We start from the raw sequence: 13,229 nt of genomic DNA, 5'->3' as shown, positions 1-13,229 counted from the left end.
GCAGACGTGCGTCGGCGCGCCTCCTCAGCCCGCGCCGATCTCCGCCTGTCGAGCTTCGACGACGGCGACGACCTTCGCGAAGAGCGGATGCTGCGGCTCGAGGCCGGTCGCGGCCGCGGTGAAGCTCGCGGCATCCTGCTCGCGCAGCATCCGCTGCAGATCCACCGCCTGCGGATCCTCACTGTCGTCGAACGCCAGCAGCGCGCCGATCGCCGCGACGAGGGCGTCCACCGACAGGCCGCGCTCTGCCGCCTCCGCGGCGGGTCCGACGAAGCGCTCATGCCGGGAGAGCTTGCGCAGCGGCTGGCGTCCGACCCGCCACACCGTGTCGGGCAGCGCCGCGTTGCGGAAGCGGCCCAGGATGGTCACGCGGTAGCTCGCCAGGTCGGCGGCGTCGAGGCCGTGCTTTGCCGCGAGGAGCGCCGACGTCTCCTCCAGGGTCGCAGCGACGCGCGCGGCGATGGCCTCGTCGGACAATGCCGCCGCGATCGTGTCGATGCCCGACTGGGCGCCGAAGTACGCGGTCGCGGCGTGCCCGGTGTTCACCGTGAAGAGCTTCCGCTCGATGTACGGCGCGAGGTCGTCGACGAAGTGCGCGCCGGGAATGACGGGCGGTTCGTCGCCGAAGGGCAGGCGCTCGATGGCCCACTCGTAGAAGGGCTCGACGGTGACGTCGACGCCGGCGCCCTCCGGCTGGGCGGGGACGATGCGGTCGACCGCGGTGTTCGCGAACACCGCGCGGGCGGTGAGGGCCTCCCACGCGTCGCCGGCCGACTCCTTCATGAGGTCGCGCAGCACGTCGGTGGCGTTGATCGCGTTCTCGCACGCCATGATCTGCAACGGCGGAGACGAGGGGTCGCGCAGGGCGAGCCCGGCCACGATGTGGGGGGCGACGAACTTCAGGATCGTCGGCCCGACCGCCGTCGTGACGACGTTCGCCGAGGCGATCTCCTCGATCACCTCGTCGGGATGATCGGCGCTGTTGATCGCCCGGAAGCCGGTGACGACCGTGTCGCGGCCGCGATCGCCCACTTCGTGGACGGTGTAGGAGTCGACGGCGTTGATGGCGTCGACGAGCGGGGCTGCGACGTCGGAGAAGACGAGTTCGTAGCCGCCCTCGTGCAGCAGCAGCCCGACGAACCCGCGGCCGATGTTGCCGGCTCCGAAGTGGACGGCCTTCATCACACGCCCGCGGCGGAGACCAGCGCGAAGAGCTCCTCGGGCGTCTGCGCCTGCTTGAGCTTCTGCACCTCGTCTTCGTCGGAGAAGAGGATCGCGATCTGCGACAGGATCTCGAGGTGCTCGTCGCCCTTGCCGGCGATGCCGATCACGAACGTCACCGGCTCGCCGTCCCAGTCGACTCCGCCGTCGTAGCGGACGACCGACAGCGCCGAGTCGAGGATCGTGTGCTTGGTCTCGTTCGTGCCGTGCGGGATCGCGAGCTCGTTGCCCATGTAGGTCGACACGGTCTGCTCCCGCTGCTGCATCGCGTCGAAGTAGGCGCTGGTGACGGCACCGGCGGACTCGAGGATGTCGGCGGCCTCCTTCATCGCCTCTTCGCGCGTCGCGCTCCCGCTGTGGATCCGGACCTGTCCGATGCTCAGTACGTCACGTGCCATTTCGTTGCCTTTCGTGGTGGTGCGGATGCTTCTCACCGAAGACCACGGAGCCGGGGGCATCCCGCCGCCCGGCTCCGCAGCCGCCTATGCGCCTTAAGCCCCATCCTGGTGCTGGTCACGCACGAGGTCCACGACCTCGTCGTACTTCGGCGAGTTCATGAAGTTGTCCACCGACACGTGCACCGCGTCGGGCGTCTGCTTGCGCGCGCGGTCGGTGAGCTGGTTCTGCGTGATGACCAGGTCCGCCGAGGCATCCAGGTTGGCGATCGCCTTGTTGACGACCGTGACGTCCTCGATGCCCGCCTTCTTGATCTTGTTGCGCAGGACGCTCGCACCCATTGCCGACGAGCCCATGCCCGCGTCGCACGCGAACACGATGTTGCGCACGCGCTTGGTGGTGAGCACACCGCCGTCTGCGATGCCCGCCGTCTCGGCCTCGGTCTCGAGCTTGTCGACGGCCTCCTCGGCCTCGCGCACCGCTTCGCGGTCCTTTCCGTCCGAGGCACGCAGGGCGTCGAGCGCCGCCGACGACTTGCCCTTGTTCGCCTCGGTCTGGCTGATCGCGGCGCCGAACGTGTCGGCCTCGGCGAGGAGGTCGCGCTTGCGCGACGCCCGCAGGATGACGCCGGCGACCAGGAAGGTCACCGTGGCCGCGAGGGCGACCGAGAGGTAGACCACCAGGAGGTTGCCGATGCCGGGGCCGATCGCCGCGGCGGTCACCGCGATGATGCTGCCCGGAGCCGCGGGGAACGCGAGTCCACCGCCCAGCAGCATGTTCGTCGTGACGCCGGTCGCGCCGCCCGCGATCAGGGCGAGGATCGTCATCGGCTTGCTCAGCGCGTACGGGAAGTAGATCTCGTGGATGCCGCCGAAGAACTGGATGATGATCGCGCCGGGAGCGGACGCCTTCGCTGCGCCCACTCCGAAGAAGGTGAACGCGAGCAGCAGGCCGAGGCCGGGCCCGGGGTTCGCCTCGATGAGGAAGAGGATCGACTTGCCGGTCTCCGCCGCCTGCTCGATGCCGAGCGGAGTGAACACGCCGTGGTTGATGGCGTTGTTGAGGAACAGCACCTTCGCCGGCTCGACGATGATCGAGACGAGCGGCAGCAGGTTGAACTCGACCAGCCAGCCGACGGCGCCGCCCAGGACGGCGCTGATGCCGAGCATCACCGGGCCGAACGCGAAGAACCCGACGATCGCGAGGAGCATGCCGAGGATGCCCGCCGAGAAGTTGTTCACGAGCATCTCGAAGCCGGGCTTGATCTTGCCGTCCCAGATGCGGTCCATCCACTTCGTGACCAGCGCCGCGAACGGCCCCATGATCATCGCGCCGAGGAACATCGGGATGTTGGTTCCGACGATGACGCCGACGGTTGCGATCGTGGCGACGACGCCGCCGCGCTCGCCGTAGACCATGCGGCCGCCGGTGTTGGCGATGAGGAGCGGCAGCAGGTAGGTGACCATGGGCCCGACGAGACCCACGTAGGCCAGGAACGTCGCTCCGTCGGCCTCGGCGAGGGCCACCATGGAGCCCTGCCAGCCGATGATCGCCTGGTCGCCACCGCCGCCGATGATCTCCGAGACCGGATACCAGTGCCAGCCGAACGGGCTGTCCACGCCGAAGAACCCGGCGGGGATGAAGAGCATGGTGATGAATCCCCATGCGATGAAGGCCGCGATGTTGGGCATGATCATGCCGGAGAGGAAGGTGCCGAAGCGCTGGACTCCCACTCTCGCCTTGCTCATGCCCGATGCGGGCGCTGACGTCGTCGTCATTGCTGTGTCTCCCTTGTCGTTCAGGCGACCGCGCGTGCGGCCTATCGGGTGGCCGCGGCCTGCGCCGCGGTTCGGGCGGATGCCGCATCGTTCGCGGCGAGGGCGGCCTCGGCGATGACACGCGCATCGTCGAGGGTGTGCTGGAGCAAGGTGGCCCGCACGTCGGCGAGCGCCGTGGGGGCCATCGAGAGGCTGGTCGCGCCGAGGCCGACGAGCACGACCGCGAGGAGCGGGTCGGCGGCGGCCTCGCCGCAGATACCGACGGGCTTTCCGTGGACACGACCGGCGTCGCCCACCTCGCGGATCAGTCGCAGCACGGCAGGGTGCCACGGATCCTGCAGCGAGGCGACCGAGCCGAGCAGCCGGTCGGCGGCCATCGTGTACTGCGTGAGGTCGTTGGTGCCGATCGAGGCGAAGTCGGCGTGGGCGAGGATCCGGTCGGCGAGGAGAGCCGAGGACGGGACCTCGACCATCACGCCCGCCGTCCTGATGCCATAGTCGCGCGCGAGGTCGGTGAAGTACACGGCCTCCTCGAACGTAGCCACCATGGGGGCCATGACCCACAGATCGGCCGGCCCTGCGGGCGACTGCCGGGTCGCGGCATCCGCTTCCGCCAGCGCTGTCAGCTGCTCCCGCAGGATGTCTTCGCTCGCGCGCAGCGCACGGATGCCGCGGAGGCCCAACGCGGGGTTCTCCTCGTGCGCGTCGTTGAGGAAGGCGAGCGGCTTGTCGGCGCCGGCGTCGAGAACGCGCACGACGACCTTCTTGCCCGGGAAGGCGGAGAGGAGCTGCATGTAAGCCTCGCGCTGCTGCTCCACGGTCGGCGCCTGCGCCGAGCTGAGGAACAGGAACTCGGTGCGGAACAGGCCGACTCCCTCGGCGCCGAGGGCGACCGCGTCGGCCGCGGCTTCCGGCTTGCCGAGGTTGGCCAGCAGCGGGATCGGGGTGCCGTCCGACAGAGCGCCGTCGGTGACGGGCGCCGATGACGTAGCCGCGCGGTCCTCGGCGCGGCGCAGCGCGCGCTCGAGCTCATCGGAGGTCGGGTCGGTCGTGACGACGCCGGCCGCGGCATCCACGATCACCGTCTCGCCCTCGCGCAGGCCGCTCGCGTCGACCGCGCCGACCACGGCGACGATCGACTTCTCGCGCGCCAGGATCGCGGTGTGCGAGGTCGGGCCGCCTTCGCTCGTGACGAGCGCGAGCACCTTGTCGAGGTCGAGGAGGGCGGTGTCGGCGGGGGCGAGATCCTTGGCGACGAGGACGAACGGATGCCCCGGATCGGGCACTCCCGGAGCCGGTTCCCCGCGCAGCCGCGCGATCACGCGCTGGGCGACGTCGTCGAGATCGGCCGCGCGCTCGCCGAGGTAGCCGCCGAGCGCCGTGAGCTGGTCGCGGAACGAGGCGAAGGCGTCGAAGACCGCGAACTCGGCGGTCTTGCCTTGGTCGATCCGCGAGGCGACCTCGTCGGCGAGACTGGGGTCCTCGGCCATCATGGCCTGCGCCTCGAGCACGTCCTGCGCGGCGCCGCCGGCCTGCGCACCGCGCTGCTCCAGTTCGCGGGCGACCGCGGCGACCGCCTCGGTCACGCGCGCCCTCTCGTCGTCGGCGGTCATCGTGCTCGGCGCATCGCTCGGCGCCGGCAGCGGCTCGGCCATGCGGGCCACCGGTCCTTGGGCGACGCCGAGGCCGATTCCCACTCCACGCAGCTCGGTCATGGTTCAGGCCGCGTCGTGGTCGGTGGTCAGGAGCTCGGCGAGGGTGTCGAGCGCAGTCTCCGCGGTGTCGCCGTCGGCCGTCAGCGTGACGTAGTCGCCCTGCTCGACGCCGAGCGCGATGACCCCGAGGATGCTCGCCGCATTGACGGGCGTGCCGGAGTCCTTGGCGACCGTGATCGGGATGCCCGCCTCCTTCGCCGCCTGCGCGAAGAGCTTCGCCGGCCGGGCGTGCAGGCCGTGGGACGAGCCGATGCGGACGGTCCGTGAGATGGATGGCATGGTGTGACCTCTCTGTCGTCAGTCGCGGGTGGGGATCTGGTCGGCGGCCGGGGGCGCTGCGGTCGGCCCGGGCGTGCCGCCCGCGGTCGGAGCCGGCCCCCCGGCGGGTCCGACCGCGTCGCGGACGAGAGCGAGCGTCCGTGTGCCGTCCAGATCCGTGAAGATGTCGGGCGGCAGCAGCACCACCGTCGTGCCCCGGGCCGCGGCATCCCGCTCGATGCGTTCCACCGCATGGGCCAGATGCGGACCGACGAGCACGACATCCGCGGCGTCGAGGTCGATCGGAAGCGACTGCTCGGTGCCGGCGAAGGCGGAGTAGGGGAACCCGGCATCATGGGCCGCATGGCGCACGCGCTGGGCGACGAAGGTGCTCGACGCACCCGCTCCGCAGACCACGAGGATCCTCATCGACCCGCCTCCTCATGGCCATTCTTGTGAGTTCCCTGGGAGCGGACAACCAGTCCTTCTTCCGGTGGGGCGGAAAGAACGAGCGGATGCGGGCGCCGCGGCTCGCCTGCGCGCGACGCGTGGTTGACTGGCAGAACCCGGGCGTCGAGGCCCGCCGTCGAAGCAAGGACCCCCCCGTGACGAGAGCGCGACAGGACAGGCTGCTCGGCCTGCTCCTGCGCGACGGAGAGTGGGCGACGGCCGCGACCCTCGCCGACGCGCTCGGCGTCACGCCGCGCAGCATCCGCTCGTATGTGACCGCGGTGAACGCGCGCGTCGCACCCGGCACGGCGATCGAATCGGGGTCGCTCGGCTATCGTGCGGGAGCGGATGCGGCGGCTGCACAGCGGACGGCGGGGACGGATGCCGGCACCCCGCGTGATCGCCTGCACACCCTCGTGCGCGCACTGCTCGACGACCCCGAGGGCATCGACACGTTCGAGTTCGCCGACCGGCTGCACGTCAGCCCGGCCACGCTCGACGCCGACCTCGCGCGCGTGCGCGGCCTGCTCGGCGGAACCGAGCTGACCCTCGAGCGCTCCGCGTCGCGCGCGCGGCTGCGCGGCACCGAGATGGCGCAGCGGCGGCTGCTCAGCCGCCTGGCCCATGACGAGATGGACGCCGGGTCGTTCGACATCGTCGCCCTGCGCCGCACACTCGGTGAGGATTCCGTGGGTGCGGCGGCCTTCGGGCCGTTCAAGGCCGACCTCGTCGCCGAGCTCGGCGCCCAGGGCTACTTCGTGAACGAGTTCGGGATCGCCGACGTCGTGATGCACATCGCCATCGCCGCCGACCGGGTGTCGCAGGACCGCGGCCTCGAGCGCCCGACAGCCGGATCGAAGCCCGCGCAGGAGGAGGTCGCCGCGCTGCTCGGCCGGCTCGCCGAGAAGCATCTCGGCGTCGAGCTCGGGTCGGGCGACCTGCAGCATCTCGCGACGCTGGTCCTCACGCGCGTCGTCGCGCCCGGGGCCGAGGCTCCCGCGGATCACGCCCGATCACGACTGGACCCCGAGGTCGAGGCGGCGGTGCGCGATGTCGTCGGCACCGCGTCGGCCGAGTTCCTCGTCGACATCGCCCACGAGGACTTCATCCTGCGGCTCGCGCTGCACGTGCAGAACCTGCAGCACCGGGCGCGGGAGCAGGCGTGGTCGCGCAACCCGCTCACCCGGTCGCTCAAGTCGACGTACCCGATGATCTTCGAGGTGGCGGTGTTCATCGCGAGCCGCCTGCAGGAGCGCCTGGGCATCCCGCTGCCCGACGACGAGATCGCCTACATCGCGATGCACGTCGGCGGCCGCCTCGAGCGCAGCCGGCGCGCAGACCAGCTCCTCACCGCGACGATCGTGTGCCCCGGGTACTACGACCTGCACGAGCTGCTGCGGTCGAGCGTCGACCGGTCCCTCGGGCAGGCGATCGAGGTCGTCGGCGTCGAGACCCGCGTCGATCCCGACTGGGCGTCGATCGACACGGACCTCGTGCTCACGACGATCGACCCGGCGGTGCCGGGCGAGCGGATCGTCAAGATCCAGCCGTTCCTCACGGACGCCGACATCGAGCGCGTGCAGGCGGCTGCGGGCCGCATCCGTCGCAGCCGGCGACTCGCCCGGCTGCGCACCGAGCTCGAGCGCTACTTCGCACCCTCGGCCTTCGTGCGCGGGCTGGGGGAGGCCGGAGGCGAAGAGGCCGTCATCCGTCTGCTGGGTGACGCGCTCATCGCGCAGGGCGTGATCGACGAAGACTATGTCGCGCGCACGATCGAGCGCGAGAAGCTGTCCTCGACGGCGTTCACCGACGCGCTGGCCGTGCCCCATGCGCTCGGGATGACGGCGACCCGCACCTCCATCGCCATCGGCATCGCCGACCCGTCGATTCCGTGGGGCGAAGGGCGCGTGCAGGTCGTGGCGCTGGTGGCGTTCTCCGAAACCGACCGCGAGGCGTTCCAGACGGTGTTCGAGCAGTTCGTCGAGGTGTTCTCCGAGCGCGACAGCGTGCAGCGGATCGTCCGGCGCTCCGCCGACTTCGGCGGCTTCCTCGACGAGCTCGTCGCCGTCATCGACGGCTGAGCCGCGGCATCCACTCGTCGCGGCGCGGCCGTCACCCGCGGCGCGGCGTTTCCGCTGGCACTCCGAGTCTTCCCGGGGTTGCCCAGAACAGGTGATCTGGCGCAGACAGGACGTGATGCCGAGAATCGTCCTGTCTGCGCCAGAACAGGTGATCCGGCGCACACAGGACGCTATGCCGAGAATCGTCCTGTCTGCGCCAGACCTCCTGTTCTCGGTCGAAGGGACGGGCCCGAAGGGCCGGGACGCAAAGTTCACGGGCGACGCGGCGCTTGCCGCTGGCATCCCGAGTCCTCCCGGGTTGCCCAGAACAGGTGATCTGGCGCACACAGGACGTTATGCCGTGAATCGTCCTGTCTCGGCCAGAACTCCTGTTCTCGGCGAAGGCCCGGGCGCGAAGGCCGGGGCGCGAAGGGCGGGTGCCAAGGGCGGGGCGCGAGGGCTGGGGCGGAAACGTCACCCGCGGCGCAGGCGCTCCCGGAGACCGAGGCGCACCGCGGGCCACTCGGTCGGCAGGATCGAGAAGACCACGGTGTCGCGCAGCGTGCCGTCGGGGCCGAGACGGTGATTGCGCAGCACGCCGTCCTGTTTGGCGCCCAGGCGCGCGATCGCCGCGCGCGACTGCCGGTTGTGCCAGTGCGTGCGGAACTCGACGGCGATCGCGTCGCACGCCTCGAACGCGTGCCCGAGCAGCAGCAGCTTCGACGCCGTGTTCACGAACGTGCGCTGGGCCTCGAGGCCGATCCACGTGTGGCCGATCTCGACGTGCCGGTTGGCCTGGTCGATGTTGCAGAACGTCGTCTCGCCGATCACACGGCCGGTGTCGAGCCTGCGCACGGCCCACGCCGTCATGTGCCCCTCGTCCTGCCACCGCAAGCGCTGGGCCACGTCAGCCGCAACATCGTCCGGCTGGGGCACCGACGTGTACCACGCGTGCTCGTGCCCGACCGCCGAGGCGGCGAGGTCCGTGACGTGATCAGCGCTGAGCGGCTCCAGGCGGACGTGGTCGTTCTCGAGCGTGGTCGGCTGCGTGAGGAGCATCCTCCGAGCCTAGGACGCGGGGCGGGATGCCGCGGCTCACGGCTCCTTGCTGTGCATCGCCTCTTCGACCGCGGCCGCGGCCACCGCGGGGTCGCCCCCGGCGACTTGCGACGCCGCGCGTGCCGCCGCGATCGCGCGCTGCCCGGCCGGCAGCCATACCGCGAGCCCGATCACGACGAACGTCAGGATGCCTGCCGCGACCAGCAGCAGCTCGATCGGCAGGACGTCGGCGAGGGGCCCGAAGACGACCATGCCCAGCGGCATCGCGACCGCCATGACGATGCCCATGAACCCGAACACGCGCCCCTGCCGCTCGGGCTCGACCGTCTCCTGCAGGAGGGTCATCGACGGCGTCGAGAAGAACGGCACGGCGAGCCCCACGAGGAACATGAAGCCGAAGAAGATCCACACGTTGGGCGCGAGCCCGAGGCCGATCGACAGCACGCCGAACACGAGCGACGAAACGACGATGAGCCCGATCCGGCTGCGCTTGGCGAAGAACGACGCGACGAGGATGCCGCCGAGCATCATGCCGACGCTGAACGCGATCTCGAGCACCGCGAGGTTGACGACGTCCTGTTCGGCCCCCGCGGGGAACGAGCGCACGAGCATGAGCGGCGTGAGGTTCGAGGGCGCCACCGTGAGCACGAAGATGATCGCGAAGACGATCAGCAGCCACCGCACGAAGGCGTGGTGCACGACGTAGCGCACGCCGTCGACGAGGTCGGCGAAGTAGCCGGTCTGCACCTCGGACGCCTTGCGCACCGTGCCCACCGGGATGAAGGCGAGGATGCCGATGCCGATCACAGCGGTCGCCACGTCGATGAAGAAGATCGGGATGAGGGATGCCGCGGTCCCGCCCGTCGACGCTGACGACCACGCATAGATCGCGCCGGCCGCAGCCGGGGCGAGGAGCGCCATCGCCGACTGGATCGACCCGTTCACGCCGTTCACCCGGATCAGGTTGCGCGTGGGCGTGATCTGGGGGAGCAGGGCAGCGACCGCGGGCATCTGGATGCCGGCACCCGCCGAGCGCACCGCCATCACCGCGAACAGCAGCCATACGGCGTCGAACCCGGTCATCATGATGAGAGCCAGCGCGAGCGTCGACAGGGCGATCGCGGCGTCGGCGCCCATGATGAGGTACTTGCGGTTGTGCCGATCGGCCCACACCCCGCCGAAGATCGACACCACCGCCTGCGGCAGAAACCCGAACAGCGCCGCGAGCATCATGTAGACGCCCGACCGGTACTCGATCGTGAGGTACCAGAACACGGCGTACTGCACGAGCATCGAGCCCAGCAGGCTGATCGTCTGGCCGCTCAGGAACAGGACGACTTTGCGGAGCCAGTGAGGGGGATCGGATGCCTCGGCCGCGGCATCCGCTTCGTACTCGCCGTTCGCCACGGCCATCACCCGTCCTTGTATCGGTGTCGATCCCCCGGCGATAGCACGCACGCGCCGCGAAATGACGCGTTCACGATATATCGCGACCTGCACTTTAGCACGGGGTCCGGACACGCGCGGACCGGGAATGGATCGCCATCGCGGGCCCGCGCGGACCCGCGGACGGATCGTAACTGCCGCCCGCGGACCGCGAGGCTCGCGCCTCAGGCGCCGAGGTCGTCGAGCAGTCTCCGCGCGCCCGCGGCGAGTGCCGCGATGCGCTCGGCCGCGTCGCCCGACGAGTCTCCGCGCACGTCGAGGTACAGCTTCAGCTTGGGCTCCGTACCGCTCGGCCGCACGATCACGCGTGATCCGTCCACGAGCCACAGTCGCAGGACATCGCCTGGGGGGAGATCGTCGACGCCCTCGAGCAGGTCGTCGATCCGCTCGACCGCGACGTCGCCGATGGCGGACGGTTGTTGCGCACGCAGCGCCGCCATGATGCGCCCGATGGCGGACACGTCGTCGACGCGCACCGAGATCTGGTCGCTGGCGAAGGCGCCGAAGGTCTCGTCGAACTCGGCGAGCAGATCGGCGAGCGAGGCACCCCGCCCGCGGGCCTCCGACACCATGCCGAGCATGGCCACCGCGGCGGAGATGCCGTCCTTGTCGCGCACCGTCTCAGGGTTCACGAGGTAGCCGAGCGCCTCCTCGAACCCGAACACGATGCCGGGCGCGCGCGAGATCCATTTGAACCCGGTGAGGGTCGAGTGGAAGTCCAGACCGTAGTGCCGGGCGACGACCTCGAGGCCGGGAGACGACACGAGCGAGCACGCCAGAGAGGCGCCCTCGGTGGCCCCCGACTCGGCCGTGAGACGCGCCGCGCGCCAGCCCAGGAGCAGCCCGATCTGGTTGCCGGTCAGCCGGCGCCAGCCGTCGGGGGAGGAGGCGTCGGGCAGCGCGACCGCGAGGCGGTCGGCGTCGGGGTCGTTGGCGATGATCAGCTCGGCGCCGACCTCGCGGGCGCGCTCGAACGCGAGGTCCATCGCGCCGGGTTCCTCGGGGTTCGGGAACGCCACGGTGGGGAACGCGCCGTCGGGCTCGATCTGCGCGGTGACCGGCTCGGGCGCCGGGTAGCCGGCCGTCTCGAGGATGCGCGAGAACGTCTCCCAGCCGACGCCGTGCATGGCGGTGTAGACCCACGAGAGACCCGACGCGCCGGCGGGGGCGGGGGCGACGGCGGCGGTCGCCGCGACATAGTCCTCGACGATCGACTCGGGGGCGATCTCGTACCCGAGCGAGCGGGGCAGGGTGGAGATGTCTCCGAGCTCGGCCACGCGCTCGATGTGCGCGGCGATCTCGGCGTCGGCGGGCGCGACGATCTGCGACCCGTCGTCGGGACCGCCGAGGTAGACCTTGTAGCCGTTGTCGTTCGGCGGATTGTGGCTCGCGGTGACCATCACGCCGGCGGCGGCGCCGAGGTGGCGCACCGCATAGGCGAGCACGGGCGTGGGCAGCAGGCGCGGGAGGAGGATGGCGCGAAGGCCGGCCCCGGCGAAGATCTCGGCGGAGTCCTGGGCGAACACGTGCGAGTTGCGTCGCCCGTCGTAGCCGACGACGATCGTGGGGCTCTCGACGTCGCCCGCCCTCTCGCGCACGTACGCCGCGAGACCGGCGGCGGCCTGCGCGACCAGCACGCGGTTCATGCGGTTGCTGCCCGCACCCAGCTCGCCGCGCAGACCTGCCGTGCCGAACGCGAGCCGCGCGCCGAAGCGGTCGTCGAGGTCGGCAGCCGCAGCCGCGTCGCCGGAATCGGCCGCCGCGATCAGCGTGCGCAGCTCGGCGCGGGTCTCGCCGTCCGGGTCCTGCGCGAGCCACGCGCGAGCACGGTCGAGGACCGACGCCCCGTCCGCCACGCCGGCGGGCACCGATGCGGGCGCGGGCTCCTGGCGGTCTGGTGCGGCCGCCGGAACCTCCCTGTCGCTCACAGCGCGCCCACCACTCGGGCGAGGAGCGACGAGATCACCGGCTCCGCCTCTCGGCCGGCGTCGATGACCTCCTGGTGGCTGAGTGGGGTGGTCTGGATGCCGGCCGCCATGTTCGTGATGAGAGACATGCCCAGCAGCTCCATGCCCGCCTGCCGCGCGGCGATCGCCTCGAGTGCCGTGGACATGCCGACGATGTGGCCGCCGATCGTCTTGGCCATGCGCACTTCGGCGGGAGTCTCGTACTGCGGCCCGCGGAACTGGCAGTACACGCCCTCGTCGAGCGACGGATCGATCGACCGTGCGAGATCACGCAGTCGCAGCGAGTACAGGTCCGTCAGGTCGATGAATGTGGCGCCCTCGAGCGGCGAGTCCCCGGTGAGGTTGATGTGGTCGCTGATGAGCACCGGAGTGCCGGGCTTCCATGTGTGCTTGATGCCGCCGGCGCCGTTCGTGAGCACCATCGTGCGTGCGCCCGTCGCGGCGGCGGTGCGCACGCTGTGGACGACACGGCGCACGCCGTGGCCTTCGTAATAGTGGGTGCGCGCGCCGATCACCAGCACGCGGCGTCCCTTCGGGGTGACGACGCTGCGGAGAGTGCCGACGTGGCCCTCGAGGGCCGGCCGAGAGAAACCGGTGACCTCGGTCGCGGGGAAGGTCGCGGTGGTCTCTCCGATGAGGTCCGCTGCCTTGCCCCAGCCGCTGCCGAGGGTGAGGGCGATGTCGTGATGCTCGACGCCGGTGATGCGGGCGATGTCGGCCGCTGCGGCGGCTGCGACCTGGAACGGGTCGGCCGCGGGATCGTCGAGGGGATTGCCGGTGGTGTCAGACATGCCGACACTCTAGGAGCGCGGCGGGGGCGAGGGCCAGCCGGGGGCGGCCGTCGGGGTGTCGTGCCGACGCCGTCGCGCGGGAGAGAAT

11 protein-coding genes are annotated in these 13,229 nt (G+C 70.9%); 1 reads left to right on the top strand and 10 read right to left on the bottom strand.

Annotated elements, in window-relative coordinates; translation table 11 throughout:
- Window positions 1-24: 24 nt before the first annotated feature.
- The 6 genes from ACFC1W_RS14050 to ACFC1W_RS14025 all read right to left on the bottom strand — a co-directional run bounded on the left by ACFC1W_RS14050 (window position 25) and on the right by ACFC1W_RS14025 (window position 5,797).
- Window positions 25-1,182 carry a mannitol-1-phosphate 5-dehydrogenase gene (locus tag ACFC1W_RS14050; protein WP_375993683.1) on the bottom strand — a complete coding sequence of 386 codons (1,158 nt, stop codon included), beginning with the start codon at window positions 1,180-1,182 and terminating at the stop codon, window positions 25-27.
- Complete coding sequence (locus ACFC1W_RS14045) at window positions 1,182-1,619, bottom strand: PTS sugar transporter subunit IIA (RefSeq protein WP_375993680.1); 438 nt, start codon at window positions 1,617-1,619, stop codon at window positions 1,182-1,184. The genes ACFC1W_RS14050 and ACFC1W_RS14045 overlap by 1 nt, the downstream gene beginning before the upstream one ends.
- Window positions 1,620-1,712: 93 nt before the next feature.
- The gene (locus tag ACFC1W_RS14040; RefSeq protein WP_375993677.1) at window positions 1,713-3,395 is read right to left on the bottom strand and encodes a PTS mannitol transporter subunit IICB; all 1,683 of its coding nucleotides are present in this window, start codon (window positions 3,393-3,395) and stop codon (window positions 1,713-1,715) included.
- Between the two features lie 41 nt (window positions 3,396-3,436).
- Complete coding sequence (gene ptsP / locus ACFC1W_RS14035) at window positions 3,437-5,110, bottom strand: phosphoenolpyruvate--protein phosphotransferase (protein ID WP_375993674.1); 1,674 nt, start codon at window positions 5,108-5,110, stop codon at window positions 3,437-3,439.
- Between the two features lie 3 nt (window positions 5,111-5,113).
- Entirely contained in the window at window positions 5,114-5,389 is a 276-nt protein-coding gene (locus ACFC1W_RS14030; protein WP_375993671.1) for an HPr family phosphocarrier protein, read from the bottom strand.
- An 18-nt stretch (window positions 5,390-5,407) separates the two neighbouring features.
- Complete coding sequence (locus tag ACFC1W_RS14025) at window positions 5,408-5,797, bottom strand: PTS sugar transporter subunit IIB (protein ID WP_375993669.1); 390 nt, start codon at window positions 5,795-5,797, stop codon at window positions 5,408-5,410.
- Between the two features lie 176 nt (window positions 5,798-5,973).
- Between ACFC1W_RS14025 and ACFC1W_RS14020 the strand changes: the two genes are divergently transcribed.
- A complete protein-coding gene (locus ACFC1W_RS14020) occupies window positions 5,974-7,899 on the top strand; it encodes a BglG family transcription antiterminator (RefSeq protein ID WP_375993666.1) in 1,926 nt (641 codons plus the stop codon).
- Between the two features lie 453 nt (window positions 7,900-8,352).
- On the opposite strand, the gene ACFC1W_RS14015 is transcribed toward ACFC1W_RS14020, so the two are convergent.
- From ACFC1W_RS14015 to ACFC1W_RS14000, 4 genes are all read right to left on the bottom strand, one after another.
- Window positions 8,353-8,937, bottom strand: coding sequence for a GNAT family N-acetyltransferase (locus ACFC1W_RS14015; RefSeq protein ID WP_375993664.1), 585 nt, complete (start codon window positions 8,935-8,937; stop codon window positions 8,353-8,355).
- A gap of 36 nt (window positions 8,938-8,973) precedes the next feature.
- Window positions 8,974-10,350: an MFS transporter gene (locus ACFC1W_RS14010; RefSeq protein ID WP_375993661.1), complete on the bottom strand. Its 1,377-nt coding sequence runs from the start codon at window positions 10,348-10,350 to the stop codon at window positions 8,974-8,976.
- A gap of 197 nt (window positions 10,351-10,547) precedes the next feature.
- Window positions 10,548-12,239, bottom strand: coding sequence for a phospho-sugar mutase (locus ACFC1W_RS14005; RefSeq protein ID WP_375994003.1), 1,692 nt, complete (start codon window positions 12,237-12,239; stop codon window positions 10,548-10,550).
- A gap of 68 nt (window positions 12,240-12,307) precedes the next feature.
- On the bottom strand, window positions 12,308-13,141 hold the full coding sequence (locus tag ACFC1W_RS14000) for a purine-nucleoside phosphorylase (RefSeq protein ID WP_375993658.1): 834 nt from the start codon (window positions 13,139-13,141) through the stop codon (window positions 12,308-12,310).
- Between the last annotated feature and the right edge of the window lie 88 nt (window positions 13,142-13,229).

The organism is Microbacterium sp. NPDC056003 (assembly GCF_042274785.1).
Lineage (GTDB): Bacteria > Actinomycetota > Actinomycetes > Actinomycetales > Microbacteriaceae > Microbacterium.
The sequence above is the reverse complement of the archived record's forward strand: the minus strand, read 5'-3'. Positions and strand labels throughout refer to the sequence as shown.

Coding starts and splice junctions, on each gene's coding strand:
- ACFC1W_RS14050 (WP_375993683.1), bottom strand. CDS start 1,182: ATGAAGGCCGTCCACTTCGGAGCCGGCAACATCGGCCGCGGGTTCGTC.
- ACFC1W_RS14045 (WP_375993680.1), bottom strand. CDS start 1,619: ATGGCACGTGACGTACTGAGCATCGGACAGGTCCGGATCCACAGCGGG.
- ACFC1W_RS14040 (WP_375993677.1), bottom strand. CDS start 3,395: ATGACGACGACGTCAGCGCCCGCATCGGGCATGAGCAAGGCGAGAGTG.
- ptsP (WP_375993674.1), bottom strand. CDS start 5,110: ATGACCGAGCTGCGTGGAGTGGGAATCGGCCTCGGCGTCGCCCAAGGA.
- ACFC1W_RS14030 (WP_375993671.1), bottom strand. CDS start 5,389: ATGCCATCCATCTCACGGACCGTCCGCATCGGCTCGTCCCACGGCCTG.
- ACFC1W_RS14025 (WP_375993669.1), bottom strand. CDS start 5,797: ATGAGGATCCTCGTGGTCTGCGGAGCGGGTGCGTCGAGCACCTTCGTC.
- ACFC1W_RS14015 (WP_375993664.1), bottom strand. CDS start 8,937: ATGCTCCTCACGCAGCCGACCACGCTCGAGAACGACCACGTCCGCCTG.
- ACFC1W_RS14010 (WP_375993661.1), bottom strand. CDS start 10,350: ATGGCCGTGGCGAACGGCGAGTACGAAGCGGATGCCGCGGCCGAGGCA.
- ACFC1W_RS14000 (WP_375993658.1), bottom strand. CDS start 13,141: ATGTCTGACACCACCGGCAATCCCCTCGACGATCCCGCGGCCGACCCG.